Annotated in this window: 21 protein-coding genes and 1 pseudogene; 7 read left to right on the top strand and 15 right to left on the bottom strand. The window is 66.6% G+C overall.

Translation table 11 applies throughout. From position 1 onward, the window contains the following. Window positions 1–2 precede the first annotated feature (2 nt). The 3 genes from zapE (at window position 3) to HLH45_RS06095 (ending at window position 2,486) form a co-directional block, all read left to right on the top strand. Window positions 3–1,097, top strand: a complete 1,095-nt coding sequence (zapE, locus tag HLH45_RS06085; RefSeq protein WP_033478637.1) for a cell division protein ZapE — start codon at window positions 3–5, stop codon at window positions 1,095–1,097. Window positions 1,098–1,496: 399 nt separating this feature from the next. Next, complete coding sequence (locus HLH45_RS06090; protein WP_005912321.1) at window positions 1,497–1,958, top strand: MarR family winged helix-turn-helix transcriptional regulator; 462 nt, start codon at window positions 1,497–1,499, stop codon at window positions 1,956–1,958. Between the two features lie 99 nt (window positions 1,959–2,057). Continuing rightward, window positions 2,058–2,486: an organic hydroperoxide resistance protein gene (locus HLH45_RS06095; protein ID WP_008572311.1), complete on the top strand. Its 429-nt coding sequence runs from the start codon at window positions 2,058–2,060 to the stop codon at window positions 2,484–2,486. A gap of 234 nt (window positions 2,487–2,720) precedes the next feature. On the opposite strand, the gene HLH45_RS06100 is transcribed toward HLH45_RS06095, so the two are convergent. Further along, the gene (locus tag HLH45_RS06100; protein ID WP_033478646.1) at window positions 2,721–3,524 is read right to left on the bottom strand and encodes a DUF2884 family protein; all 804 of its coding nucleotides are present in this window, start codon (window positions 3,522–3,524) and stop codon (window positions 2,721–2,723) included. A gap of 218 nt (window positions 3,525–3,742) precedes the next feature. Between HLH45_RS06100 and HLH45_RS06105 the strand changes: the two genes are divergently transcribed. Next, window positions 3,743–4,159 (top strand): hypothetical protein, encoded by a 417-nt coding sequence (locus tag HLH45_RS06105; RefSeq protein WP_008572318.1) that lies wholly within the window; start codon window positions 3,743–3,745, stop codon window positions 4,157–4,159. Between the two features lie 299 nt (window positions 4,160–4,458). On the opposite strand, the gene xopE is transcribed toward HLH45_RS06105, so the two are convergent. From xopE to HLH45_RS06120, 3 genes are all read right to left on the bottom strand, one after another. Next, window positions 4,459–5,661 (bottom strand): XopE/AvrPphe family type III secretion system effector, encoded by a 1,203-nt coding sequence (xopE, locus tag HLH45_RS06110; RefSeq protein ID WP_008572319.1) that lies wholly within the window; start codon window positions 5,659–5,661, stop codon window positions 4,459–4,461. 180 nt (window positions 5,662–5,841) lie between these two features. After that, on the bottom strand, window positions 5,842–6,870 hold the full coding sequence (locus tag HLH45_RS06115) for an NADPH-dependent curcumin/dihydrocurcumin reductase (protein WP_008572320.1): 1,029 nt from the start codon (window positions 6,868–6,870) through the stop codon (window positions 5,842–5,844). Between the two features lie 134 nt (window positions 6,871–7,004). After that, a complete protein-coding gene (locus tag HLH45_RS06120) occupies window positions 7,005–7,976 on the bottom strand; it encodes an aldo/keto reductase (protein ID WP_008572321.1) in 972 nt (323 codons plus the stop codon). A 234-nt stretch (window positions 7,977–8,210) separates the two neighbouring features. On the opposite strand from HLH45_RS06120, the gene HLH45_RS06125 reads away from it, so the two are divergent. Then, complete coding sequence (locus tag HLH45_RS06125; RefSeq protein ID WP_008572322.1) at window positions 8,211–9,065, top strand: class I SAM-dependent methyltransferase; 855 nt, start codon at window positions 8,211–8,213, stop codon at window positions 9,063–9,065. Window positions 9,066–9,158: 93 nt separating this feature from the next. Next, window positions 9,159–9,731 carry a pseudouridine synthase gene (locus HLH45_RS06130; RefSeq protein ID WP_008572323.1) on the top strand — a complete coding sequence of 191 codons (573 nt, stop codon included), beginning with the start codon at window positions 9,159–9,161 and terminating at the stop codon, window positions 9,729–9,731. Between the two features lie 330 nt (window positions 9,732–10,061). On the opposite strand, the gene HLH45_RS06135 is transcribed toward HLH45_RS06130, so the two are convergent. Beyond that, the gene (locus HLH45_RS06135; RefSeq protein ID WP_008572324.1) at window positions 10,062–10,493 is read right to left on the bottom strand and encodes a hypothetical protein; all 432 of its coding nucleotides are present in this window, start codon (window positions 10,491–10,493) and stop codon (window positions 10,062–10,064) included. A gap of 465 nt (window positions 10,494–10,958) precedes the next feature. Continuing rightward, the gene (hrpB, locus tag HLH45_RS06140) at window positions 10,959–13,460 is read right to left on the bottom strand and encodes an ATP-dependent helicase HrpB (protein ID WP_008572326.1); all 2,502 of its coding nucleotides are present in this window, start codon (window positions 13,458–13,460) and stop codon (window positions 10,959–10,961) included. A 231-nt stretch (window positions 13,461–13,691) separates the two neighbouring features. Between hrpB and HLH45_RS06145 the strand changes: the two genes are divergently transcribed. Beyond that, window positions 13,692–13,976, top strand: coding sequence for a hypothetical protein (locus tag HLH45_RS06145; protein ID WP_008572328.1), 285 nt, complete (start codon window positions 13,692–13,694; stop codon window positions 13,974–13,976). 176 nt (window positions 13,977–14,152) lie between these two features. On the opposite strand, the gene HLH45_RS06150 is transcribed toward HLH45_RS06145, so the two are convergent. The 9 genes and pseudogenes from HLH45_RS06150 to HLH45_RS06190 all read right to left on the bottom strand — a co-directional run bounded on the left by HLH45_RS06150 (window position 14,153) and on the right by HLH45_RS06190 (window position 22,273). Further along, entirely contained in the window at window positions 14,153–14,626 is a 474-nt protein-coding gene (locus HLH45_RS06150; RefSeq protein ID WP_003489391.1) for a YehS family protein, read from the bottom strand. Between the two features lie 167 nt (window positions 14,627–14,793). Beyond that, a complete protein-coding gene (gene uraH / locus HLH45_RS06155; RefSeq protein ID WP_029818319.1) occupies window positions 14,794–15,153 on the bottom strand; it encodes a hydroxyisourate hydrolase in 360 nt (119 codons plus the stop codon). After that, window positions 15,123–16,544 carry an FAD-dependent urate hydroxylase HpyO gene (gene hpyO / locus HLH45_RS06160; protein ID WP_008572332.1) on the bottom strand — a complete coding sequence of 474 codons (1,422 nt, stop codon included), beginning with the start codon at window positions 16,542–16,544 and terminating at the stop codon, window positions 15,123–15,125. Before hpyO ends, uraH begins: the two co-directional genes overlap by 31 nt. Further along, window positions 16,541–17,032 carry a 2-oxo-4-hydroxy-4-carboxy-5-ureidoimidazoline decarboxylase gene (uraD, locus tag HLH45_RS06165; protein WP_008572333.1) on the bottom strand — a complete coding sequence of 164 codons (492 nt, stop codon included), beginning with the start codon at window positions 17,030–17,032 and terminating at the stop codon, window positions 16,541–16,543. Before uraD ends, hpyO begins: the two co-directional genes overlap by 4 nt. Beyond that, a pseudogene (gene hpxZ, locus HLH45_RS06170) lies at window positions 17,029–17,424 on the bottom strand (oxalurate catabolism protein HpxZ). Before hpxZ ends, uraD begins: the two are co-directional and overlap by 4 nt. Further along, window positions 17,421–18,311 carry an allantoinase PuuE gene (gene puuE / locus HLH45_RS06175; protein WP_008572337.1) on the bottom strand — a complete coding sequence of 297 codons (891 nt, stop codon included), beginning with the start codon at window positions 18,309–18,311 and terminating at the stop codon, window positions 17,421–17,423. Before puuE ends, hpxZ begins: the two are co-directional and overlap by 4 nt. Then, window positions 18,308–19,564: a (S)-ureidoglycine--glyoxylate transaminase gene (locus HLH45_RS06180; protein ID WP_008572338.1), complete on the bottom strand. Its 1,257-nt coding sequence runs from the start codon at window positions 19,562–19,564 to the stop codon at window positions 18,308–18,310. The genes puuE and HLH45_RS06180 overlap by 4 nt, the downstream gene beginning before the upstream one ends. Continuing rightward, window positions 19,554–20,774, bottom strand: a complete 1,221-nt coding sequence (locus tag HLH45_RS06185) for an allantoate amidohydrolase (RefSeq protein ID WP_228996816.1) — start codon at window positions 20,772–20,774, stop codon at window positions 19,554–19,556. The genes HLH45_RS06180 and HLH45_RS06185 overlap by 11 nt, the downstream gene beginning before the upstream one ends. A 566-nt stretch (window positions 20,775–21,340) precedes the next feature. After that, a complete protein-coding gene (locus tag HLH45_RS06190) occupies window positions 21,341–22,273 on the bottom strand; it encodes a LysR family transcriptional regulator (protein WP_008572345.1) in 933 nt (310 codons plus the stop codon). Window positions 22,274–22,478: the final 205 nt, after the last annotated feature.

A 22,478-nucleotide genomic window follows, 5' to 3' on the forward strand; every position in this document is an offset into this window, starting at 1 on the left:
CAATGAGTGAGATGACCCCGTCGCAGCGCTACGCCGCCGGCGTACAACGCGGCGACTGGCGCGCCGACCCTGCGCAGCAGGCGGCCTTGGCCGAGCTGGACCGCATCCACGAGGCGCTGGTGGACAGCGCGCAAGATGGTTGGCTGGACCGGCTGTCGGCGTTCTGGAAAAAGCCCGAGCCGGTACGCGGCTTGTACTTCTGGGGCGGTGTCGGGCGCGGCAAGACCTTTCTGGTCGATCTGTTCTACGACGGCCTGCCGATCAAGCAGAAATACCGCACCCACTTCCACCGCTTCATGCGCGGCGTGCACGAGCAGTTGCGCGAGCACGCCGGGCAAAGCGATCCGCTGGCACGCATCGCCCAGCAGTGGCGCGAGAACCTGCGCGTGCTGGTGCTGGACGAATTCTTCGTTACCGATATCGGCGATGCGATGCTGCTGGCACGTTTGCTCGAACGCCTGTTCGCCGAAGGCGTGACGCTGGTGACCACGTCCAACACCGCGCCGGAAAACCTCTATGCCAACGGCTTGCAGCGCGACAGTTTCATGCCGGCGATCGGGTTGCTGCAGAAGTTCTGCGTGGAGCTCTACGCCGAAGGCACCGAGGATTACCGCATGCGCGCGCTGACGCGTTCGCCGGTGTATCGCGCGCCGTTGGATGCGCAGGCCGACGATTGGCTTGCGCAGCGGTGGCCCGAGTTGAGCGGCAACGCCGAGGCGCGTGCCGGCAATATCGAAATCGAGGCGCGCAAGATTCCGGTGCGCGCACGCGGCAAGAGCATCGCCTGGTTCGATTTTGCTGCGCTGTGCGAAGGCCCGCGCGGACCCAGCGACTACATCGAGATTGCGCGCGAGTTCACCACCGTGTTGCTGGGCGGTATTCCGCACTTCGACCGCATGAACGAAGACGCCGCGCGCCGCTTCGTCAACCTGATCGACGAGCTGTACGACCGCCATGTCAATCTGGTCTGCACCGCGCAAGACGCACCGCCGGCCCTATACAGCGGCCAGCGCCTGGCCGGTGCATTCGAGCGCACCGCTTCGCGCCTGATCGAAATGCAGAGCGCGGAGTATCTGGCAACGGCGCATCGCGCGTGAGTCGGTCATCGGATAGGCGATGACCTGTGCGATTGCCACTGCCGTGCATGTGCGGTGGTGGCACTGCACTGCCGGCAGCGTGACCGCTCAACTGCGGTTGACGACGATAGTCGGGTTGTTGCTGGTACGTCCTTCAATTCCTTCGTGGAGCCGATGAGGCGCCCCAGGTGATGCCGTGCGCATCCGGCGATCGTGATACGTGCCGCCGCCATGTCACGCGCGGCTGTGGCATCCCTGCCACAGCGCCTGATCCTGCAGCGCTACTGCGAAGGCCCCAGCTCCCAGCCAGCGTCCGAAGTTCTGGTCGCAATGGCCGATGGTCCCCTACGGAGCCAAGCCGCAGAGAACATCCCAAAAAATCGCTTGCAATTAGATTGTACACTATGTAAATTGCGCCCCATGGACACCGCCACGGCCACCACTGCCCGCACCGATGCGCTGCTGCAGCTCGACAACCAGCTGTGCTTTGCGTTGTATTCGGCCAACCTGGCGATGCACAAGCTCTACCGCGGCTTGCTGAAGGCGCTGGACCTGACCTACCCGCAGTACCTGGTCATGCTGGTGCTGTGGGAGACCGATGAACGCAGCGTGTCGGAGATCGGCGAGCGCCTGTACCTGGATTCGGCCACGCTCACGCCGTTGCTCAAGCGCCTGCAGGCGGCCGGGTTGGTGACCCGCACGCGTGCGGCCAACGACGAGCGCCAGGTCATCATCGCGTTGACCGAGACCGGCCGTGCGTTGCGCAGCAAGGCGGGCGCGGTACCGGAACAGGTGTTTTGTGCGTCGGCCTGTTCGTTGGACGAACTGCGTCAACTCAAGCAGGAACTGGAGAAGCTACGCTCCAGCCTTGGCGCCGGGTGAGCTTCCGGCATGTCCACTGTTTTGCAACGCGTCGTACACGATTCAATCGTCAACTATTGAACCCTCATGCGCCCCTCGCGCTCACCCTGGAGAACCACCATGGCCTCACCTGAAAAAGTCCTCTACACCGCCCACGCCACTGCCACCGGCGGCCGCGAAGGCCGTGCCGTGTCCTCGGACAAGGCGCTGGACGCCAAGCTGTCCACCCCGCGCGAGCTAGGCGGCGCCGGCGGCGACGGTACCAATCCGGAGCAGCTGTTCGCAGCCGGTTACGCTGCCTGTTTCATCGGTGCGATGAAGGCCGTGGCCGCACAGGACAAGCTCAAGCTGCCGGGCGAAGTGAGCATCGACAGCAGCGTGGGCATCGGACAGATTCCGGGCGGCTTCGGCATCGTCGTGGAACTGCGTATCGCCGTGCCGGGCATGGACAAGGCCGACCTGCAGGCGCTGGTCGACAAGGCGCACCAGGTTTGCCCGTACTCCAACGCAACCCGCGGCAATATCGACGTCACCCTGACCCTGGCGTAATGCAGGCCTGGCCGTGATGCGCAGTGCGTGTCACGGTTTCAACGACGGCCCGGCGCATGCGTCGGGCCGTTGTGCGTTGTGGCTTGAGAAGATTGCGGGTTCGCGCACGCGTTGCCCGGCGATGACGCGCCAGCGGGCACTTCGGCGTCGCCTGTCATGGCATGCGACGCGCGGCGTACGCACCGTGACGCACGGCAAGCGCATCGAGCAGACGTGCGCAAGGCGATACGCTGCTTAGCGCCTCGCCGTAGCCGCCACGCCAGTGGAAGCCACGACATCCGCCGGCTGCGGGTGCGCGTTGAGCTCCAGCATCTGCAGGCGCTCGCCGTTGAAGCGGTACTCCAGCGCTTGCTGCACGGCGTAGAGCGCTTGCGCCCGCACGCACAGGGTGCGGGCCTGCGCCTGGAGCGCGTCGCTGCGGCCCTGCATCTGCTGCTGCATCTGCGCATCCAGGTCCGCACCACGGCGTTCCATCTGCGCAGCGCGTCCGCTCATCACCGTCCACATCATGCTGCGGGTGAGGCTGCCGGCCAGCTCCTCGGCGGCATGTTCGACGTTGGCTTCAAAGCGTTCGTCGAACAACGCTTGCTCCCACCGTCCACGCCCGAGGCTGCCATCGACCTGCGCGCGTGCGGCTGCGCGCAGCTGCTCGACCTTGCGCTGCTGGCGCTCGCTGCCGGACAGCACGTGCACCACGCCATTGAGCGCATCGAACGTGATGTCAACCACCGACTGGGCAAGCGACGCCACCGCCGGCATCAACGTGCGCGTGCCTTGCTCCAGCTCGCGCAGGCGTTGCGCGTCGGCGGCGCTGACCGGCTGTGGTTGGCGGTCCACGTTGAGCTCGCCACCGTGGAAAAAGATCTCGCGCGGCAGGCCCTGTTTGCGGCGCAGCCAGATACCGCCGGTATCTGCGAGCACGTCGTAGGAGGTGCTGACAGTGCATTGCTGCGAGGACAGCCGCGGCGCTGCGGTCTGGGCCTGTGCGGCGCAGGCCACCAGCAGCCACAACGGTGCGAAAAACACGGTGCTGCGCATGCGGTGGCCTTGGAATCGGGCCTTCAGCATTGCGCACGGTGCAGGGCGCCGCCATGGGAAGGAAGTCAGGGTGCCGCCAGTGCGCGTCGATAGGCGGTTGCAGCGAAGCGTGAACCCGGTCGAGCATCGGCGCACTGACGGCATTCAAACGACGCGCTCACTTGATTCTCACGGCTGATGGTGTGAATTATGTTGCACAGCAGCATCGGAGCCACGCAATGCTCGACCCACGCATCGAAAAGGTAGACCTGGCGCTTACCGAGATTGCCCAGGACCCGTCGGAAAAGGTGGCGCTGTGGCAATGGGCATGCCGCGAGATGCTGCACGAGACGCTGATCGGCATGCACCAGCTTTCGCATCTGGCCGGCATCGCCCGGCAGGTGGCCACCGACTGGCGCGAGCCGGTGGATGTCATCGCTCCCGCAAAGCCCTACCTGGCCGCGTCGGCGCTTGCCGACCGCCGTCTGCCGCAGGTGCTCGACGGCCTGGGCAGCACGCACGACGACAACGACCGCGCCACCCTGTGGCGATTGCGTTACGCGAGCCTGATCGCCTCGACCCTGCAAGGCATGCAGGCGCTTGCCGAAAAGCACCGCATCGACCGCCAGGCGATGGCAATCGGGCCGTTGAACTAGCGGCGATCGGGCCGCACCCTCGTAATCGTGAGTGTCTTGCACGTAGCAGTCGACGCTTGCGCGGCCGGCAGAACGGGCGCGCGACCGAGCGGCATCACCGGATCATCTTCAACCCCAGGTTTTTCTGCACGATGGTGCATGACGGCGTGGTCTTGCCCTGAGGCTGCCGTGCGGCGCAGCCGCATTCCACCGTCTGCCACCAATGTCTTGCGCAGCACGTGAGTCCGGCGGGCCGCCACCGGCCTATCAGGGCAGCGATGAAAATGATCAGGCAGCTGCTCGTCTGAATCGAATGACGTTCATCTCGCTCCCACAACAGGCGGGCGCCACCCGCGTCGATACCAGAAAGCCTGCCTTGCATTGGTTCGGGCATTGGTGACAAAACGCTTCAGCCGTGTGTGAGAAGTTGGCGCCCAACTCAAGGGCGGGCGACCCAAGGCATCCAGGCGCGCTGCATCTTTCAGGATCGCTGTCGTCGTGCGCGGCGAGATGGGCTGTGCGTCATCCAGTCCGTAGGCTTGCCGCGCCGCATCGGCGGCCAGCGCCTTACGCGTCCGCGGCGATAACTCTTGCAGCCTCTGGCGCGTACTTTGGACCAGGTCGGGGGCGATGACCGGAGTTGAGGCATAGATCTTGCGAGGTACGGGCGGGGTGCGAACGACGCTCTCTACGCCGCGCAGATGTGCATGGAACTCGGTTTGCGGATCCTCGATTTCGGCTTGCAATGCGCGGGTCCTGGCCAGCGCATCGATTGCACCCGGCTTGTCGAAGCGCTCAATCGGATAGGTGGATGTGCGGTGGTATGTGCCGGCCCAGCGCGAATCCCTGAGTAGAACCGCCGGACCATCGGACCACGAGTCGAGAACGACGGCCGAGTCTTGGGCCTCTGCCGAGCCTGGAGGCTGGTACAGCGCGTACATGTGGGCGCACGCTTGGTCACAGACGTTGGTTATCTGCCCGCCACCCTCCATGCGGGCCGCATGCCGGCGTGTGTTGATCGCTGCGTTTTGGTCACAATTGCCTGCGCTGACAGCCAGCGCGCAACCTGCCATCAAATTGATGTCATGTTTCCCGGGCCAGTAAGACAGGAAACTGTAAGACAGGTAACTACAGGTGGAGCTGCGCCCATTGCTGAGCCGAAAATCGCTCTCGATATTGCCTCGTCCATGATGCAAGGCCAGCCGTGTCTCGTGCACGGTTGCCGTCGCGTCGGCCAGGCGTTGACGGTCGCGAACGTCTTCAATGGGCCTGCCGCTGAGGCGCATTCCGAGTTGGTAGGCGGCCTGCTGGACTTCGTGCGGCTGCAGGGTCGGTTTCCCGGAGCGCCTCCGCCTCGCACGGGCAGCGCCGAGTCTCGCCAAGCCCTGCAGGCTAGGCGGCACCGATGGCTCGGGTAAAGGCGCGGGGGCGGTGACCTGCTCTGAGGCAGGGCTTTCGGGATGCTCAGGTGACGCTGCCACGCTCGACCCAGACATCGCCGGCTTTGAAATGCATAGTCCCATGTCGCTCTCCGATCATTGAACCCCGCATCCAGTGTGGCAAGGTGCTCGGCGAACGTTGCTGGTTCGCCGAAGTCGTGTGTGGGATCACGAATGATTGGCGCTGGCGCCGCCGCGCATTGGGTTGCTTGGGAATGGAAAATCGCAAGCGCGAAGGGGCGTAGAGAGGCACGACGAATGCCGTTAGTCCAGAGCGACCACGGCCTTGCCGAAGTTCTTGCCGCGCAACACGTCGATCAGGCCCTGCGGGGCGCTGTCCAGGCCGTGCAGCACGTGCTCGCGGTACTGAATTTTGTCTTCGCGCAGCCACTGGCCCATTTCGCGCAGGAAGGCAGGCATCAGGCGGATGAAATCGTGCTGGATGAAGCCGCGCACCGTCAGGCGTTTGCGCAGCACCTGGCCCATGAAGTCGGGCAGGCGATCCGGGCCGGGGTGGGCTTGCCCGCGGCTGTTGTAGGTCGCGATCACGCCGCAGACCGGGATGCGTGCAAAGTCGTTGAGCTGCGGCAGCACCGCATCGAACACCTTGCCGCCAACGTTTTCGAAATAGATGTCGATGCCGTCCGGCGTTGCGGCGCGCAACTGCTCTGCAAAGTCGTCGGCGCGGTGGTCCAGCGCCACGTCCACCTGCAGCGTGTCACGCAGGTAACGTACTTTTTCTTCGCCACCGGCAATGGCGACCACGCGCAGGCCCTGCAGGCGTGCCAGCTGCGCCACCGTGGCGCCGACCGGGCCGCTGGCGGCAGCGACCACCAGCGTTTCGCCGGGCTGTGGCTTGCCGATTTCATGCAGGCCCGCATACGCGGTAAAGCCGGGCATGCCATAGACGCCGAGCGCGGTGCTCAGTGGCAGGCTGTCGTCCTTGGGCAGCTTGCGCAGGGGTGTCGTGGGGGTCAACAGGCTATGCGTCTGCCAGCCGCCGGGCAGCACCAGCAGATCGCCAGGCTGATAGTCGGCGTGATTGGACGCAATGACTTCGCCGACGGTGCCGCCTTCCATCACGGCATCGATGGCCACTGGCGCGGCGTAAGAGGGACCTTCGTCCATGCGGCCACGCATATACGGGTCCAGCGACAGGAAGCGATTGCGGACCAGAATCTGGTCGTGGCCGGTCGGTTCGACGGCGACCTCTTCGATGCGGAAATTGTCGGCGCTGGGTTCTCCGTGCGGGCGCGATGCCAGCACGATGCGGCGGTTGATGATGGACGTCATGGGGAATGGCTCGTAGGCAGTCCGCGCGTGGGCGGTCGGGTGAGCACGGCCGCTGTGCGGCTGCGCGGGAGAGTACTGTCACAGGCGCAGCAGGGTGCATGGTCGGCACACAACGCGACATGCCCCCTGATGCACTAGCGCGTTGCCGATGACTCCGGCGCGCTGGCGCTGTCCAGTTGCGCGATCTGATCGGCACTGAGCGCCACGCGTGCGGCTGCAAGCACATCGTGCAACTGGGTCACGCTGGTGGCGCTGACGATCGGCGCGGTCAGGCCGGGGCGTGCGATCAGCCAGGCCAGCGCAATCTGCGCAGGCGTTGCATTGTGCGTCACGGCCAGATCGTCCAGCGCCTGCAGGATGCGCAGGCCACGCGGGTTGACGTACTGCTTGACCACCGATGCACCGCGTGCGCTGCTCTTGCCGGCGTCGTCGGCGCTGCGATATTTGCCGGTGAGAAAGCCGCTGGCCAGCGAGTAATAGCTGATCACGCCCAGCTCGCGTTCGCGCACGAGGGGCTCCAGCTCGGCTTCGTAACCGGCGCGGTCGTACAGGTTGTATTCCGGCTGCAGGCTTTCGTAGCGCGGCAGCTTGTACTGCTCGGAAATATCCAGCGCATCGCGCAGGCGCGCAGCGCTGTAGTTGGACGCGCCGATCGCACGCACCTTGCCTTGCTCGATCAGTCGGCCGAATGCCGCCAGCGTGGCTTCCAGCGGAATCGATTCGTCGTCTTCGTGCGCCTGGTACAGATCGATCACATCGGTCTGCAGACGCGTCAGCGAATCTTCCACTGCTGCTGCGATGTTGTCCGGCGACAGGCCGGGATGCTCGCTCCACTTGGCGACCTTGGTGGCGATCAGCACCTTGTCGCGCTTGCCGCTGCGCGCAAGCCAGCGCCCGATGATGGTTTCCGATTCGCCGCCGCGATTGCCCGGTACCCAGCCGGAGTAAGCATCGGCCGTATCGATGAGATTGAAGCCGGCATCCACGAATGCATCGAGCAAGGCGAACGAGGTCGCCTCGTCCGCGCTCCAGCCGAACACATTGCCGCCGAAGACGATCGGTTGAACCTGCAGGCCGGAGCGGCCGAGTGCGCGGGGTTGGGTCATCTTGGATGCTCCTGATTCGAACTGGCAACAGGATAGTCACGCACACCGATGTTGCGTGTGACATCTGCGTGGATTCAGCGTTCCGCCGATCGTCCCCAGCAGCTCACAGGATCTGAACATGTCGGCGACGGGGGACGCGGCAACAGGCCTTGTGCGAATGCACGACGGGCACATGGCAGGCCCTGGAGCGCATGCTAGGCTCGCGCTACTTTTTCCCCGGATGAGGGTGCTGCGATGATCGGCAACAAGCTGGCCTGTGCATGTGTGATGGGTGTGGTGGTGGCGATGAGCGCGCCGCTGGCGATGGCGGTGAAGCCTGCCGATAGCGCGAGCTTGCCCGCGCCCGACGCCGCATTGCAGGCGGCCATCAACGGCAACTGGCGCGACCGCGTGTACGTGCAGCGCGATCAGTATCGCCATCCCGGTCAGACGTTGGCGTTCTTCGGCATCAAGCCGACCCAGACCGTCATCGAAATTACTCCCGGCGGCGGCTGGTATTCGGAAATCCTGGCGCCGTACCTGCGCGAAAAGGGCAAGTACGTGGCCGCGGTGGTCGACCCGGCGTCGGCACCGGAAGGCCGCAGCCGCGAATATGCGCAGCGTGCGCGCGACGAGCTGGAGAAGAAGTTCCATGCCAAGCCGGAGGTGTATGGCAAGCCCTCGCTCGTGTCGTATGTGCCCAAGTCGCCTTCCTTTGGCGTGGACAACTCCGCCGACCTGGTGCTGACCTTTCGCAACGTGCACAACTGGCGCATGGCCGGCACTGCCGAGGCGATGTTCGCCGGCTTCTACAAGGTGCTCAAGCCCGGCGGCGTGCTTGGCGTGGTCGAACATCGCGCCAAGGCCGATGTGCCGGCCGACGACAAGAGCGGCTACGTTGGCCAGGCACAGGTGATTGCAATGGCCGAAGCCGCCGGTTTCACCCTGGTTGGCAAGAGCGAGGTCAACGCCAACCCGCGCGACACCAAGGATTACCCGGGCGGTGTGTGGACGCTGCCGCCTAGCAACAGCCATGACAAGGCCGACGATGCCAAGTACCAGGCCATCGGCGAGAGCGACCGCATGACCTTGAAGTTCGTCAAGCGCTGACGCCCGGCTGCATGCCGGCGCGTTGCGCGTGTCGGCATGCAGATGTTTGACGTCATTAGGGCATGTGCAGCGCGTCGCGCAACAGGATTGGCAATGTTGGTGTTGTTGAACAAACCCTACGGTGTGCTCTCGCAATTCAGCGACCGCTCGCAGCCGCCCAAGCGCACGCTGGCCGAATTCGGCTTGCCGCCCGATGTGTATGCCGCAGGCCGTCTGGACCACGACAGCGAAGGCTTGCTGTTGCTGACCGACGACGGTGCATTGGCGCATCGGCTGACCGACCCGCGCCACAAACAGCCCAAGACGTACTGGGTCCAGGTGGAGGGCGCGCCGCAGCCCGAACAACTGCAGGCGTTGCGCGACGGGGTGGTGCTCAACGATGGACCCACCCGGCCGGCACAAGTGCGCATGCTCGACCAGGCACCGCAGCTGTGGCCGCGCGATCCTCCGGTGCGCGTGCGCAAGACCGTGCCCGATGCCTGGCTGGAGCTGCAGATCACCGAAGGCCGCAACCGTCAGGTGCGGCGCATGACCGCGGCGGTGGGCTTGCCGACCTTGCGCCTGGTGCGCGTGGCGATCGGCGATTGGCGGCTGGACGCGCTTGCACCTGGGCAGTGGCGCGCTGAAGACACGGCCAGCGCGCGCCCGCGCCGGAGCCGGCGCTGAAGTGTGGCATCTGTGGCGGGCGCGGTACGCGTGGCATTGCGTTAACGCGTGTAGCCGCTGACAGGACGTTCGCATCGCCAGCGGGCGCAACGACCGGAGCGTGTGAGCGGGCAGATCCTGTTCTTGTCTCCCGCTTCGCCTGAGCCACGCATGGCCGACCGTTATTCGATGGGTTCGATGGTCGTCCCATCATCTGACGCAGACGGCACACAGCGTGGGCCCCTCAATCGCTGACATCGGTGCATTGCGCTGCACGCAGACATGCATGCCACAAACGAAAAACGCCACGGCATCAGGCCGTGGCGTTTATGCATGACTTCGCGCGATGGCTTATTCGATGCCGTCGCTCGGGGTCACTGCACCGCGGCGCTGGTAGGCCGCACGGCGTGCGTTGGCATTGCTGGCATGTTCGCGATCCAGACGATGCACATTGCCGCCGAGCACCTGCTGGTCACGCTGACGCTTGCGGTACACCGCATAGCCGATCAGGCCCAGGCCTGCGACCGCGGCGGCAACCGTCACGGCCGGGTTGCGCTTGACCAGTTTGCTGGCGGCCTTGCCGCCGGTGCGCACTGCGCCGAGTGCGGCGCCGGTCTTGAGCCATTCGCTTGCGCTCGGTCCGAAATGACGCAGGCTGCTGCCGGCGTGGCGTGCCTGATCGCCCGCATTGGACGCGGCATGACGCAGCTGGTCGCCCGCAGTGCCGGCCAGTTCCAGGGCACGCTCCAGGGCGCGTTCGGTGATCACAGTCAGCTTGCTCATCGGAGGCGTTTCCTTTCTGAGTACGTGATCTGCAGTCTGTGCGCTGATGCGTATAGGCGGCGTTAGCGGGACCGGGTGCCGTTTGGCTTACGGTTAGGTAGTGCGCCGCGGTGGATTCCGAGTGCCCGCCTGTTTCACCGCCGCCGCGGGTCCGTGCGTTCAGGTGCCGCGTGGTTTTGCTCTGTGGGTTGCTGCAGCTGTCCGCGCCGCAGGAGATTTCGAGCGCCCTTCTGTTTCACCGCCGCCGCGGGTCTGTGCGTTTCAGGTGCCGCGTGGCTTTGCTCTGTGGGTTGCTGCAGCTGTCCGCGCCGCAGGAGATTGCGAGCGCCTGTCTGTTTCACCGCCGCCGCGGGTCCATGCGTTTCAGGTGCCGCGTGGCTTTGCTCTGTGGGTTGCGGCGGCTGTCCGCGCCGCAGGAGATTTCGAGCGCCCGTCTGTTTCACCGCCGCCGCGGGTCTGTGCGTTTCAGGTGCCGCGTGGTTTTGCTCTGTGGGTTGCTGCGGCTGTCCAGGGATCATCCGGCCACGGATGCCTCGGATACCTCCCCTTCATCTCTTTTTTAACGTCCGGATACGTATTCGCCCAGAAACTCTTCAAGTCCTGGGTCATCTGCAACGGCCGCCCGCCGGGCGACAGCAGGTGCAAGGTCAACCGGATACGGCCGTCGGCGATGCGTGGGGTTTCGGCCAGGCCGAACAGTTCCTGCAGTTTGACCGCCAGCACCGGCGGTAGCGGTTGGCCGGCGTGGTCGAGGGCATAGCTGATGGGGCGCTCCATGCCGGAAGGCACGCTGATGCGGGTGGGCGCATGGCGGTCGATCCACTGGCGGCGCTCCCAGGGCAGCGCGCTCTTCAGTGCTTCGCCCAGGCTGGCCTCATCCAGCGCGTCCAGGCGGGTCTTGCCGGCGAAGGCCGGGCGTAGCCAGGTGTCCAGCGTCTCCAGCAGTGCGGCATCGGAGAGATCAGGCAGCGCCAGCTCTGGCATCCATCTGTGCAGCGACTGCACGCGGGCGCGCCACTGCTGCAGGCTTTCTGTCCACGGCAGGGCGTCCAGGCCGAGTTGACGCACTGCGTCGGTGAGCGCGGCTGCGGCGTGGGCCGGGTCGACGCGGCCGGCCGGGCGGCTGTCGAGCACGATGCGGTCGAAGCTGGATTGGCGGCGGGCGACCAGGGCCCGTTTGTCCGCGTCCCACTGCACCACGTCCTGCTGCACGAAGCGCTCGGGCAGGCTGCGACGCAGGTAGGCTTCATCCACCGGCGCGGCGCGCAGCAACAGCGCATCCTTGGCTTCATAGCGCAGTTCGCTGGCCACCAGCCACGGTTCGCCGCGCAGATCGCTATGGTCGAACAGGCGCGCGCTGCGGCCGTTGGCGAGCAGGTAGCGCAGCGGGTCGGCCGGGTGGCGTGCGGCGATGCGATCGGGAAATGCGTGCGACAGCAGGTCGCCGAGCGCGTGCGCCTCCACGCTGGATGGCGGGGCGCTGTCGCAGCGCAGCCGGCGCCGCCATTGTTTGGCGGCGCTGTCGATGGCAGCCAGGCCGCCACGATCGGCGTCGGCCGCGCTGCGGCCCTGACGAAATGCCGCCAGCGCCCGCCAACGCGCGGCCAGCCCATCGCCACCCTGGCGCAGTGGGTCGCGCGCTTCCAGCAGCGCGGCCAGGTCGCAGGCCAGCGCCACACGCGGCGCATCGCCGGCCTGCGCCAGCATCGCCGCCAGGCGTGGATGCGTGCCCAGCGCGAGCATGCGCCGGCCGAGCGTGGTGATGCCGCCGCTTGCGGTGAGCGCGCCCAGCCGCTGCAGCAGCTCGTGCGCGGCGGCCAGTGCGCCACTGGGCGGCGCATCGACAAAGCGCAGTGCGCTGCTGCCCCAGGCGGCCAGTTCCAGCGCCAGGCCGGCCAGTTCCACCTGGGTGATCTCGGCACGGCGCTGCGGTTCCAGCCGTTGCGACTGCGGCCACAGCCGGTAGGCCCAGCCGCTGGCGACACGCCCGGCGCGGCCGGCGCGCTGGTCGGCCGAAGCCTGCGCAATGGCGGCCACGTCCAGCCGCGAAAACCCGCTGTTGGGGTCGTAATGCGGCTCGCGCGCCAGCCCGCTGTCGATCACCACGCGCACGCCGGGCAAGGTGACCGAAGATTCGGCCACGTTGGTGGCCAGCACCACGCGGCGGCGGCCTTGCGGGTCGGGCTGCAGTACCTCGCTTTGCGCCTCCACCGACAGCTCGCCGTGCAGCGGCAGCACCTGCACCGCCGGATCCAGCGCATCCTGCAGTGCGCGATGCACCCGCGCGATCTCGCGCTGGCCGGGCAAAAACACCAGCACGTCGCCGGGATGCGTGGACAACGCGTGCTCCACCGCGCGCCGCGTCTGCGGCTCCAGCGCTTCGTCGCGGCGCGCCGGAAAGTGCGCAATCTCCACCGGGAAACTGCGCCCGGCACTGCTCAGCCGCGGCGCTTCCAGAAAGCCGGCCAGGCGTTCGCCATCCAGCGTGGCCGACATCGCCACGATGCGCAGGTCATCGCGCACCTGCGCCTGCACATCCAGCGCCAGCGCCAGACCCAGGTCGCCGGCCAGATGGCGTTCGTGGAATTCGTCGAACAGCAGCGCGCCGACGCTTTCCAGCATGGGGTCGTCCTGGATCAGCCGGGTCAGGATGCCTTCGGTGACGACTTCGATGCGGGTGCGCGCGGAGGTCTTGTTCTCGAAGCGGATGCGGTACCCCACCGTTTCGCCGACCGGCTCGTCGAGCTGGCGCGCCATGAACAGCGCCGCGCTGCGGGCCGCCACGCGGCGCGGTTCGAGCATCACGATCCTGCGGCCGGCCAGCCACGGCGCGTCCAGCAACGCCAGCGGCACCTGGGTGGTCTTGCCGGCGCCGGGCGGGGCTTCCAGCACCAGCCGCGGATGCGCAGCGAGACTGTCGCGAATTTGCGGCAACAACGGGGAGATCGGAAAAGCAGGGTCGGTCATGCGCGGGAAGGATACGTTTGTGCTGCATAGAGTGCGACAGAGACCTGTGCGCAACTGCCGGCAGCCCGCTGCGTTCCGGCTCACCACGATACAGCGCACGAAACGCTCCACGCTGCAGCGAAACATTGGGTGCGAGAGACGTAATCGCAGCGCTAAATCGGAAATCCCCGTATCCCACTTGGTCAAGGTCTTTCCACAATCGGCAGGCCACTCCGCCAATCCAGAGACGCTATGAACGACTACGGTTCTTATCGCTACCTGCCTGCCGATGGTTGGTACGCTACCTATCCCCAAGTGACCGATACCGACCAGGTGCGCGTCTTCCAACGTGTGGCGCTATGGCGGGTTGCCCCGCACGGTACCATCGTGGGTCTGATCTCCTCGCCCGACGGCGACCAGGAGGACATCGAGTCGCAGCTTCTCAGTGCCCCGCGCGGACAAGGCGTCCACTACATCCACATGGATGATATGACCGAACAAGAACGCGAGCAGATCCGCAACAGACGTTTCAGCTGATCGCACCTGCTGCGTTTTGGGCGCCGTCACGCGTGATCTGACGACGACGGTACGGATGGCGCATGGCCATTCGTACCGTGGTGGCGATTTAGAGCGTGCGTGCGGTTCTCATGCTCTTGCGCCGACAAAGGGCATCCGCTGGACAAGCGCCAGCGGCCAAGCGCGTGCGCTGAAGATCATCCCGCTTCGCGCATCCGGGCGGTCAGGCCCTTGAGGAAGGCGCGCAGCAGCTGGTCGCCGCAGGGGCGGAAATTCTTGTGGCCGGGTTGGCGAAACAGTGCGGAGAGTTCCGGCTTGGACAGCGGGAAACCGGCGCTGGCGAAGATGGCGTGCATGTCGACGTCCTTCAATTCGAAGGCCACGCGCAGCTTCTTCAACACCAGGTTGTTGCCGACGCGGGTTTCCAGCGGGCGTGGCGGCTGGCTCTCGTCGCGGCCGCGGAAGCGCAGCACCAGGCCGTCGAGAAAACGCGCCAGCATCGCATCGGTGCAGGGCTCAAAGCCCGGCTCGTCTTCCTTCTTCAGCCAGGCCTGTACCTGCGGCTTGTCGAGCGCGAACTCGGGGTCGGCCAGGTGGGTGATGTCCACCACCTTGTCGTCGCTGAGGTCGAGCATGTAGCGGATGCTGCGCAGTACATCGTTGTGGATCATGACCGTTCCGGTGCCCCGGCCTGTCGCCGGAAAGCGGCCATTCTACGGGGCTTGAGTGAAACCGGTCTGACACTGTGCGCAGGCGGTCATGCGCACCGGCGGCGATGGAAGCGCAGGCCGTCGTGCAGACGGGCCCGAACTGCCTGCACCGCGGCACGACGCAGCGCTCAGCTGCCGCGATAGGTGGAGTACCCGTACGGTGACAGCAGCAGCGGGACATGGTAATGGCCGTCGTCGGCGATGCCGAAGGCGATCGGGATGCAGTCCAGGAACGGTGGATCGGCCAGCGCCATGCCGGTTGCCTGCCAATAGCGGGCGAGGTCGAATTCCAGCCGGTAGCGGCCCGGTTGCAGCGCGAGCGCGGCCAGGTCCGGGCAGCGACCGTCGGGATTGGTGACACCCTCGAAGTACAGCGTCTCGCTGGCGAAAAGCCGCAGCGGTACGCCGGCGGCGGGGCGGCCGCTGGCGGTGTCCAGCACGTGCGTGGACAGCGTGCTCATGCCACCGCCTGGGTGGGTTGCGGCCATTGGCCGACGAATTCGGGTTGGTCGTAGGCCAGGTAGCTGTCGACGATGGCCTGGCGGTCGTCCAGGAACAACTGGTCGGCCACTGCGCGGGCCAGCCGCGGCAGTGCCACCTTCAGCCCGGACAGCGCGGCGGCCGAAGGGCCGTGATTGATCAGCGCCGAATAGTTGAATGCGAACAGCCCATGCAGCAGCGCGGCATCGTCAGGCGTGCGTGGCAGCAGTTCGAACCCGGGGCCTAGATAGGGGTGTGCGTCCAGCACCGGATTGGCCTGGCCCGGCGGTGGCCGATAGCGGTCGCCCCAGCAGGCGATGCGCCCGGACAGCGCAGCCAGTTCCGGACGCAGCTGCGGATCGGTGACCAGGCCGGTGGCGATGGCAAGGAAATCAAAGCGGTGTTCGCGCTGCGGCGTGCGCACGACGATCTCGTCATCGCGTTCGGCCACGTCCAGCCACGGCGCGCCAAGATGCAGCGCGAAGCCGGCATGCGCACAGGCGCGCTGGAAGGTGTCGTTGGTGGGCGGTTGGTTGTGCGCGAAGAAGCTGGCCATCATCCGATACTTGTCTGCATCCGGCAGCGCCAGAAAACGCGGAATGATGCCGGCCTGTTCCATGTGCCGGAACGGATTGATGCGCGGCAATTCGCTACGCCGCACGAACACCTCGGCACTGGCCAGGCCCTGTTCCAGCGCAAAGCAGGCATTGTCGAAGGCCGAGGCGCCGCCGCCGAGAATGCCCACGCGCTTGCCGGCCAGTGCGGCGAAATCGATAGGGCCGGAGGTATGCGCGTAGCGCTGCGCGGGCAGCGCGCGGCTGATCCACGCGGGCACCACCCACTGGCCGCCGCCCTGGATGCCGGTGGCCAGAATCAGTTTGCGCGTGAGCAGGGGTGCGCCCATCGCCAGATGCAGGCGATGGATACCCGGTGCGAAGTCCGGCTCCACGCGGACCAGGCGGGTGGCGTTGCGCACCGGCAAGCGCAGCGTTGTGCGATACCAGCGCAGATAATCCATCCAGCGCGCGCGCGGAATCTTGTCCAGCGCGTCCCATGCGGCGCTGCCGTACTGCGCCTCCCACCACGCGCGGAAGGTGAGCGATGGCACGCCCAGATCGATCGAGGTGATGTGCTTGGGCGTGCGCAAGGTCTGCATGCGCGCGTAGGTCACCCACGGGCCTTCCTGGCCCGCCGGGTTTTCGTCGATCACCAGCAGGTTGTGCACACGCTCGCGTTGCAGCGCGAACGCCGCCCCCAGGCCGCTCTGCCCGGCGCCGACGATGATGACGTCGTAGACGTGCCCGCTCGGATGCACGCGCGGTTGCACCCAGGCATCGCCGCCGTGGGCCAGGCATTGCAGGTCGTGGGCGAGGGTACGTTCGAGGTGGGCCAGGCTCATGGCAGTGCCTCCAGGCGCAGGTGAACGATCTTGCCGATTTCGGCGATGGCGGTGGCGATCTCTGCATTGCGCGCGGCCTCCAGCCGCTGCGCCAGCGAAGCCAGAATGCCGGCCTTGTCGTGCAGCCGCACGCAGATCACGAACGGAAATCCGAAACGGTGGCGATAGGCCTGATTGAGCGCGTGGAAGCGCTTGAATTCGTCCTCGCTGAGCCGGTCCAGCCCGGCCGAAGCCTGCTCCGCGGCCGATGCTTCGGTGAGCGTGCGGTCGATCGCGGCCTTGCCGGCCAGCTCTGGGTGGGCGCGGATCAGTGCGACCTGATCTTGCGGCGATGCGTCGTAGACGACCTGCATCAGGCCGTGATGCACATCGGCCAACGGCCGCCGCCGCAGCGCACGTTCAACCACCCACGGCGAGTGCTCGAACAGGTCGCGGTAGCGCGCCAGGAAGGCGGCATCGTCCAGCGCGGGGTCGTCGACCACGCTCATGCGTGCGTGCCTTGCAACGAGACATGCGCAGCCACCACTTTCCAGCCGTCGGCAAAGCGCACCCAGCTCTGGCTTTGCCGCCCGCGTGCGCTGCTGCCCTCGCGAATGAACTCTGCGTGCGTAGTGGCAAAGTCATGCCCGAAGCCGTGTACCTACACATGTGCGAGCTGGCGTTGCGGCGAACCACCGCGGCCGCTGCGAAATGCGCGGATCGCATCGATGCCGTACAACACTTCGCCCACGCCATAGCGCACCGTGCTGGGCGCTGCATGAAACAGCGCATCCATCGCCGCGATGTCGTCGCGCATCAGCGCGGTTTCGTAGGCATGGAAGGCGGCCGTCACTTGCGCGATCACCTCGGGCAGATCGATCCGGGAGGCGGCAATGCTCATGCCGGGTGCACCTGCAGCCAATGGCGCGCAATATCGATGCGGCGCGCAATCCAGGCGTCGCCGCTGGCCAGTACATGATCGACAAAGCGCGCCAGCGCCGCCGCGCGTGCCGGCTTGCCCACGATGCGCCCGTGCAGGCCGATCGAAAGCATGCGCCCGCCTTCGCTGCGCAATTGTTCGAAGCTGTCGCGCAGATAACGGAAGAACGGCTCGCCATCGGCAAAGCCGTTATAGGCGACGAATTTCATATCGTTGGCATCCAGCGTGTACGGCACGATCAACTGCGCACGGCCGTGGCGGTGGTCGTAGTACGGCACATCGTCGGCGTAGCTGTCGGCGTCGTAGACGAAGCCGCCTTCCTCGGCAATCAGGCGGGCGGTGTTGGGGCTGGTGCGCCCCTGATACCAACCCAGCGGGCGGCTGCCGGTGACGCGCGTATGCACGGCGATGGCCTGCGCGATATGCGCGCGTTCGGTGGCCTCGTCCACGTGTTGATAATCGATCCAGCGCAGACCGTGACTGGCGATTTCCCACCGGGCCGCCTGCATCGCGGCCACCGCATCCGGATTGGATGCCAAGGCCTGCGCCACCCCGAACACCGTCATGGGCACGTTGCGTGCAGTGAACAAGCGATGCAGCCGCCAGAAGCCGGCGCGGCTGCCGTATTCGTACAGGCTTTCCATAGCCATGGCGCGTGCGCCGGGGTGCGCGTGTGCACCGACCATTTCGGACAGGAACGCTTCGGACCCGGCATCGCCATTGAGCACGCAGTTTTCTGCGCCTTCTTCGTAATTGATCACGAACTGCACTGCGATGCGCGCGCCGCCCGGCCATTGCGCCGCGGGCGGCGTGGCGCCATAGCCGAGCAGGTCGCGCGCAGCGTTCATGCCTGCGCTTCCGCGTGCCAGGCGGCCAGTGCCGCTTCCACCGCCAGGCCGTGCGTGCAGGCATCACCTTCGGCGCGCAGTACCGCTTCCAGTGCGGCCAGGGTGATCAGCACCTTGTGCTTCATGGCGTTGTAGCCCATCGCGCCGATGCGCCAGATCTTGCCCTGCAGCGGCCCGAACGCGGTGCCGATCTCGATCTCGAAATTCTCGCGCATGCGGCGGCGCACCGCCTCGCCGTCGATGCCGGGCGGAATCACCACGCCGGTGACATTGGTCATGCGATGCACATCGTCGCCGAACACTTCCAGCCCCAACGCGCGGATACCTGCACTGACCGCGCGCCCGGCCGCCGCGTGGCGCGCGCAGCGTGCATCCAGGCCTTCCTGCAGGGCCACGCGTGCGCATTCGCGGGCGCCGTACAGCATGGTGGTGGCTTCGGTGTGGTGATTGAGGCGCTTGTCCGACCAGTAATCCATGATCATCGCCAGGTCGAAATAGTTCGAGGCGATGCGCGGGCCGCTGCCGTTGGCGATGTCGGCGCGCACGATGCCGCGTTCGACATGGCGACGCGCGAAGATCGCTTCTGCGGCGCGCTCGGACACGGTGATCGGCGCCGAGCCGGATGGCCCGCCCAGGCATTTCTGCAAACCGCCGGTGACCACGTCCACCTCCCAGCGGTCGCTGGCGACGGGCATGCCGCCGATGGTGGCGGTGGCGTCCACATAACTCAGCGCGCCAGCTGCGCGGCACAGCGCGCCGAGGCCATCGAGCGGCTGGGCCATGGTGGTGGAGGTGTCGCCGTGCACGGTGGCCACCAGCTTGGGCGCCACGCGCTCGATCGCCTCGGCAATCGCGCCCAGCGGCAGCACCTGGCCCCATGGCGCATCCACCGTGTGGACCTCGGCGCCGAGGCGGCCCAGGATTTCGGTGAGCAACAGGCCGAAGCGGCCGAAGTTGAGCACCAGCACGCGCTCGCCCGGGCTGACCAGCGACACCAGCGCCGCTTCGATACCGGCGCGCGCGGTGCCATCGACCAGGAACGTCCAGCGGTTCTCGGTGCCGAACAACGGCCGATAGAGCGCCATCACCTCGTTCATGTAGGCGGTCATTTCCGGATCGAACTGCCCCAGCAGATCGGCGGCCATCGCACGCAGCACGCGCGGATGCGCATTGACCGGGCCCGGGCCCATCAACAGGCGCTGCGGGGGATCGAGTTCGCCAAAGGTGTGCAGCTGACGCAGATCAGGTGACAAGGGGTTCTCCCAGGTGTTCGATGAAATGGCGCATGACCGCCAGTGCAATCTCGGCATCGGCCGGATCGACATGCTCGTCCGGATGATGGCTGATCCCGCCGGCGCAGCGCACGAACAGCATCGCCGTAGGACACAGCGCTGCCATCACCATGGCATCGTGGCCCGCACCGGAGACCAGCTGGCGCGGTGCGATGCCTTGCGCGGCAACCGCATGTTCCAGCCGCGTGATCAGTGCCGGCGCGCAGGGGCTGGCAGCCAGTGTCTGCAGTGGCTCGATGGCGATGGCGATGCCGCGGTGGATGGCGATCTGCGCCAGTGCCTGTTCGATCTGATGCACGGCGGCATCGCGGCTCGCGTCGCTGCCGGCGCGCACGTCCAGCGTGCAGTCCACACGCCCCGGCACCACGTTGGTGGCGCCGGGTGCCATCTGCAGCGTGCCGACGGTGGCAACCAGATCGCTGCTGCCTACGCGCGCGATGCGCTCGATGGCCAGCAGCGCTTCGGCGGCGGCGCTCAACGCGTCGCGGCGCAGTGCCATGCTGGTGGTGCCGGCATGCCCGGCGCGGCCCTCGAAGCGCAGCGCGAAGCGCCGCTGGGCGGCGATGGCGCTGACGATGCCGAGCGGCAATCCTTCGGCTTCCAGTACCGGGCCTTGTTCGATATGCGTTTCCAGATACGCCAGCACGCTGCCCGGGGCGCGGGCGGCGTGCTGCACGTGGGCGATGTCCAGGTTCCACGCGGCCAGGGCGCTGGCCACCGTGACGCCGGCGGCGTCGGTGACCGCCAGCCTGGCGGGGTCGAGCGTGCCGGCCACCGCGCGGCTGCAGAACATGGACGCGGGAAAGCGCGAGCCTTCCTCGTCGCCGAAGGCGATGACCTCGATGGCGAACGGTAGCCTGCGCCCCTGTGCATGCAGCGCAGCGACGCATTCGATCCCGAGCAGGATGCCGAGCGGGCCGTCGTAGCGCCCGGCATCGCGCACGCTGTCCAGGTGGCTGCCGATCAGCAGCGCCGGCGTGTCTGGCCGCGTGCCGGCGTACCGGCCCACCAATGTGCCGAGGGGATCGATGCGCACCTGCATGCCGGCCGCCCTCATCCAGGTGCCCACCTGTTCCACCGTGGCGCGGTGGGCAGGACCAAGCCAGCCGCGGAATAGCCCGGTATCGCTATCGCTGTAGGGCGCAACGCCCAGCGCGTCGCAGCGTGCCACCGCACGCGCACCGCCAGGAGCGGTGAGGTCGGCGGTCGCTTGGCGGGACGGCAGGGCAGCGGGCATCGACAGGACCAACGGGGCTCGCGGAGCCTTCAACAGCGGTCCAGGAGCAGGCGGGAGAGGTGACGCTTGGACTATAGGGAGGCAGTCCTGTCGCCATCAAAGAGTTTTTTCGCGGGCTTGTGCTGCAAAAAATGCAATGCGGTACCTGGCCCGATGGCATGGGGCTGCCAGCGGCAGGCGTGCCCTTGCGAGAACCTCATCCGGCGAACGCGTGCGCGTGTCAGCGGCACCTCGGCCACGGTCTTGCCCGAACCGGTTGGCGGCAACGCCGCGAATGCACCGCAACGCCGTGGGTGCTGCGTCACGCGCAGCCCATGCGCCACACGCCGCGCGAAGGAAAACCTCGGAACGTGCTCATGGGGCGGGGGCGGCTGTTCATACAGTTCGGGAGGATCGCGCTGCAACTGCATCGGCCGATCGACTGCATGGCGCTGCTGCGGTCAGGCGCGCCTTTGCGCGCGTGCGGCAGCCAACGGCATGACGGGGCTGCCTGGCGCCGCTCAACCGCCGTCCGCACATCCAAGGTCGTGCCGTAACGCAGCCACGCACTCGTCCACGAAGGTGCGCACCTTCGACGAGCCGCGGCGGCCTTCGACATGGACCACGTGCACCGGTTCGGGCGCGATTTCGAAGGCATCCAGCACGCTGACCAGCGTTCCGTTTTGCAGGTGTTGGCGGACCTGGTAGGACGGCACTTGCGTGAGGCCCCACCCATCCACTGCGGCAACGATGGCGGCGTTGAATGCGCTGACGCTCAGGCGCGAGGCAACGTCCACCTCATGCGCACGGCCATCCAGACGAAACGCCCACTTGGGCGCGCGTTCGGCCGCGGAGGTGGAAATCGTTGCATGCTGCGGCAGCCTGTCCGGGTGCTGCGGTATGCCGTGTTCTGCAAGATAGCCGGGCGAGGCACAGACCATGCGACGGACGCTGCCGACCGGGATGGCAGTCAGCGACGAATCGGGCAACGTGCCGATCCGGATCGCCACATCGATGCCTTCCTCCAGCAGCGGCACGACGCGGTCCACCAGCAGTGTCCGTGCGCGCATCGCCGGGTAGCGGCTGAGGAAGTGCGCCACGACAGGTGTGACATGCAGTGCACCGAACATCTGCGGGGCAGTCACGGTGAGCAAGCCGCTGGGGAGCGTATGCAGCCCAGCGGCGCGGCTTTCGACATCCTCCAGCTCGGCCAACAGGCGCCGGCAGTCGCTTGCATACTGCTGGCCTGCCGCGGTGAACCGCATGGTGCGTGTGCTGCGCACCACCAGCAGCACGCCCAGCCGCGCTTCCAGCTGCGCGATGGTGCGCGTGACTGTGGCGGTGGAAATGCCGAGATGGCGTGCGACACCCGCAAAGCTGGTGTGCTCGGCCAGCGCGGCAAACAGCGTCATTTCCTGGATGCGGTCCACCTGCGCCTCGACTTCGACAATCACCTTCGACCGGGCACGCAGCCTAGCAGCCCGATGTGAGCAACCCCTGGATGCCGCATGCGCCATGCAGCGCATGCAAACGCAACAGTGGCCGCGGCATTGCGTGCGATGCAATGCTCAATTGAATCCCAGGGTGGTTCTCGTGCTGGACCGGCGCACCTAGCATGGCCGCCTTTCCACACGCTTTGCCGCACCAGCATGCACGCCG

It is taken from the genome of Xanthomonas euvesicatoria (assembly GCF_013112235.1).
Classification (GTDB): domain Bacteria; phylum Pseudomonadota; class Gammaproteobacteria; order Xanthomonadales; family Xanthomonadaceae; genus Xanthomonas; species Xanthomonas euvesicatoria.

Bases quoted from the DNA above. Each gene is read 5' to 3' on its own strand.
- uraH (WP_029818319.1), bottom strand. From the start codon at position 15,153: ATGGCCGCAACCCACCCAGGCGGTGGCATGAGCACGCTGTCCACGCAC.
- hrpB (WP_008572326.1), bottom strand. From the start codon at position 13,460: ATGACCGACCCTGCTTTTCCGATCTCCCCGTTGTTGCCGCAAATTCGC.
- HLH45_RS06105 (WP_008572318.1), top strand. From the start codon at position 3,743: ATGCTCGACCCACGCATCGAAAAGGTAGACCTGGCGCTTACCGAGATT.
- HLH45_RS06145 (WP_008572328.1), top strand. From the start codon at position 13,692: ATGAACGACTACGGTTCTTATCGCTACCTGCCTGCCGATGGTTGGTAC.
- HLH45_RS06100 (WP_033478646.1), bottom strand. From the start codon at position 3,524: ATGCGCAGCACCGTGTTTTTCGCACCGTTGTGGCTGCTGGTGGCCTGC.
- HLH45_RS06120 (WP_008572321.1), bottom strand. From the start codon at position 7,976: ATGACCCAACCCCGCGCACTCGGCCGCTCCGGCCTGCAGGTTCAACCG.
- HLH45_RS06095 (WP_008572311.1), top strand. From the start codon at position 2,058: ATGGCCTCACCTGAAAAAGTCCTCTACACCGCCCACGCCACTGCCACC.
- HLH45_RS06090 (WP_005912321.1), top strand. From the start codon at position 1,497: ATGGACACCGCCACGGCCACCACTGCCCGCACCGATGCGCTGCTGCAG.
- uraD (WP_008572333.1), bottom strand. From the start codon at position 17,032: ATGAGCGTGGTCGACGACCCCGCGCTGGACGATGCCGCCTTCCTGGCG.
- xopE (WP_008572319.1), bottom strand. From the start codon at position 5,661: ATGGGACTATGCATTTCAAAGCCGGCGATGTCTGGGTCGAGCGTGGCA.
- HLH45_RS06150 (WP_003489391.1), bottom strand. From the start codon at position 14,626: ATGATCCACAACGATGTACTGCGCAGCATCCGCTACATGCTCGACCTC.
- HLH45_RS06135 (WP_008572324.1), bottom strand. From the start codon at position 10,493: ATGAGCAAGCTGACTGTGATCACCGAACGCGCCCTGGAGCGTGCCCTG.
- HLH45_RS06130 (WP_008572323.1), top strand. From the start codon at position 9,159: ATGTTGGTGTTGTTGAACAAACCCTACGGTGTGCTCTCGCAATTCAGC.
- HLH45_RS06125 (WP_008572322.1), top strand. From the start codon at position 8,211: ATGATCGGCAACAAGCTGGCCTGTGCATGTGTGATGGGTGTGGTGGTG.
- hpyO (WP_008572332.1), bottom strand. From the start codon at position 16,544: ATGAGCCTGGCCCACCTCGAACGTACCCTCGCCCACGACCTGCAATGC.
- zapE (WP_033478637.1), top strand. From the start codon at position 3: ATGAGTGAGATGACCCCGTCGCAGCGCTACGCCGCCGGCGTACAACGC.
- puuE (WP_008572337.1), bottom strand. From the start codon at position 18,311: ATGAACGCTGCGCGCGACCTGCTCGGCTATGGCGCCACGCCGCCCGCG.
- HLH45_RS06115 (WP_008572320.1), bottom strand. From the start codon at position 6,870: ATGACGTCCATCATCAACCGCCGCATCGTGCTGGCATCGCGCCCGCAC.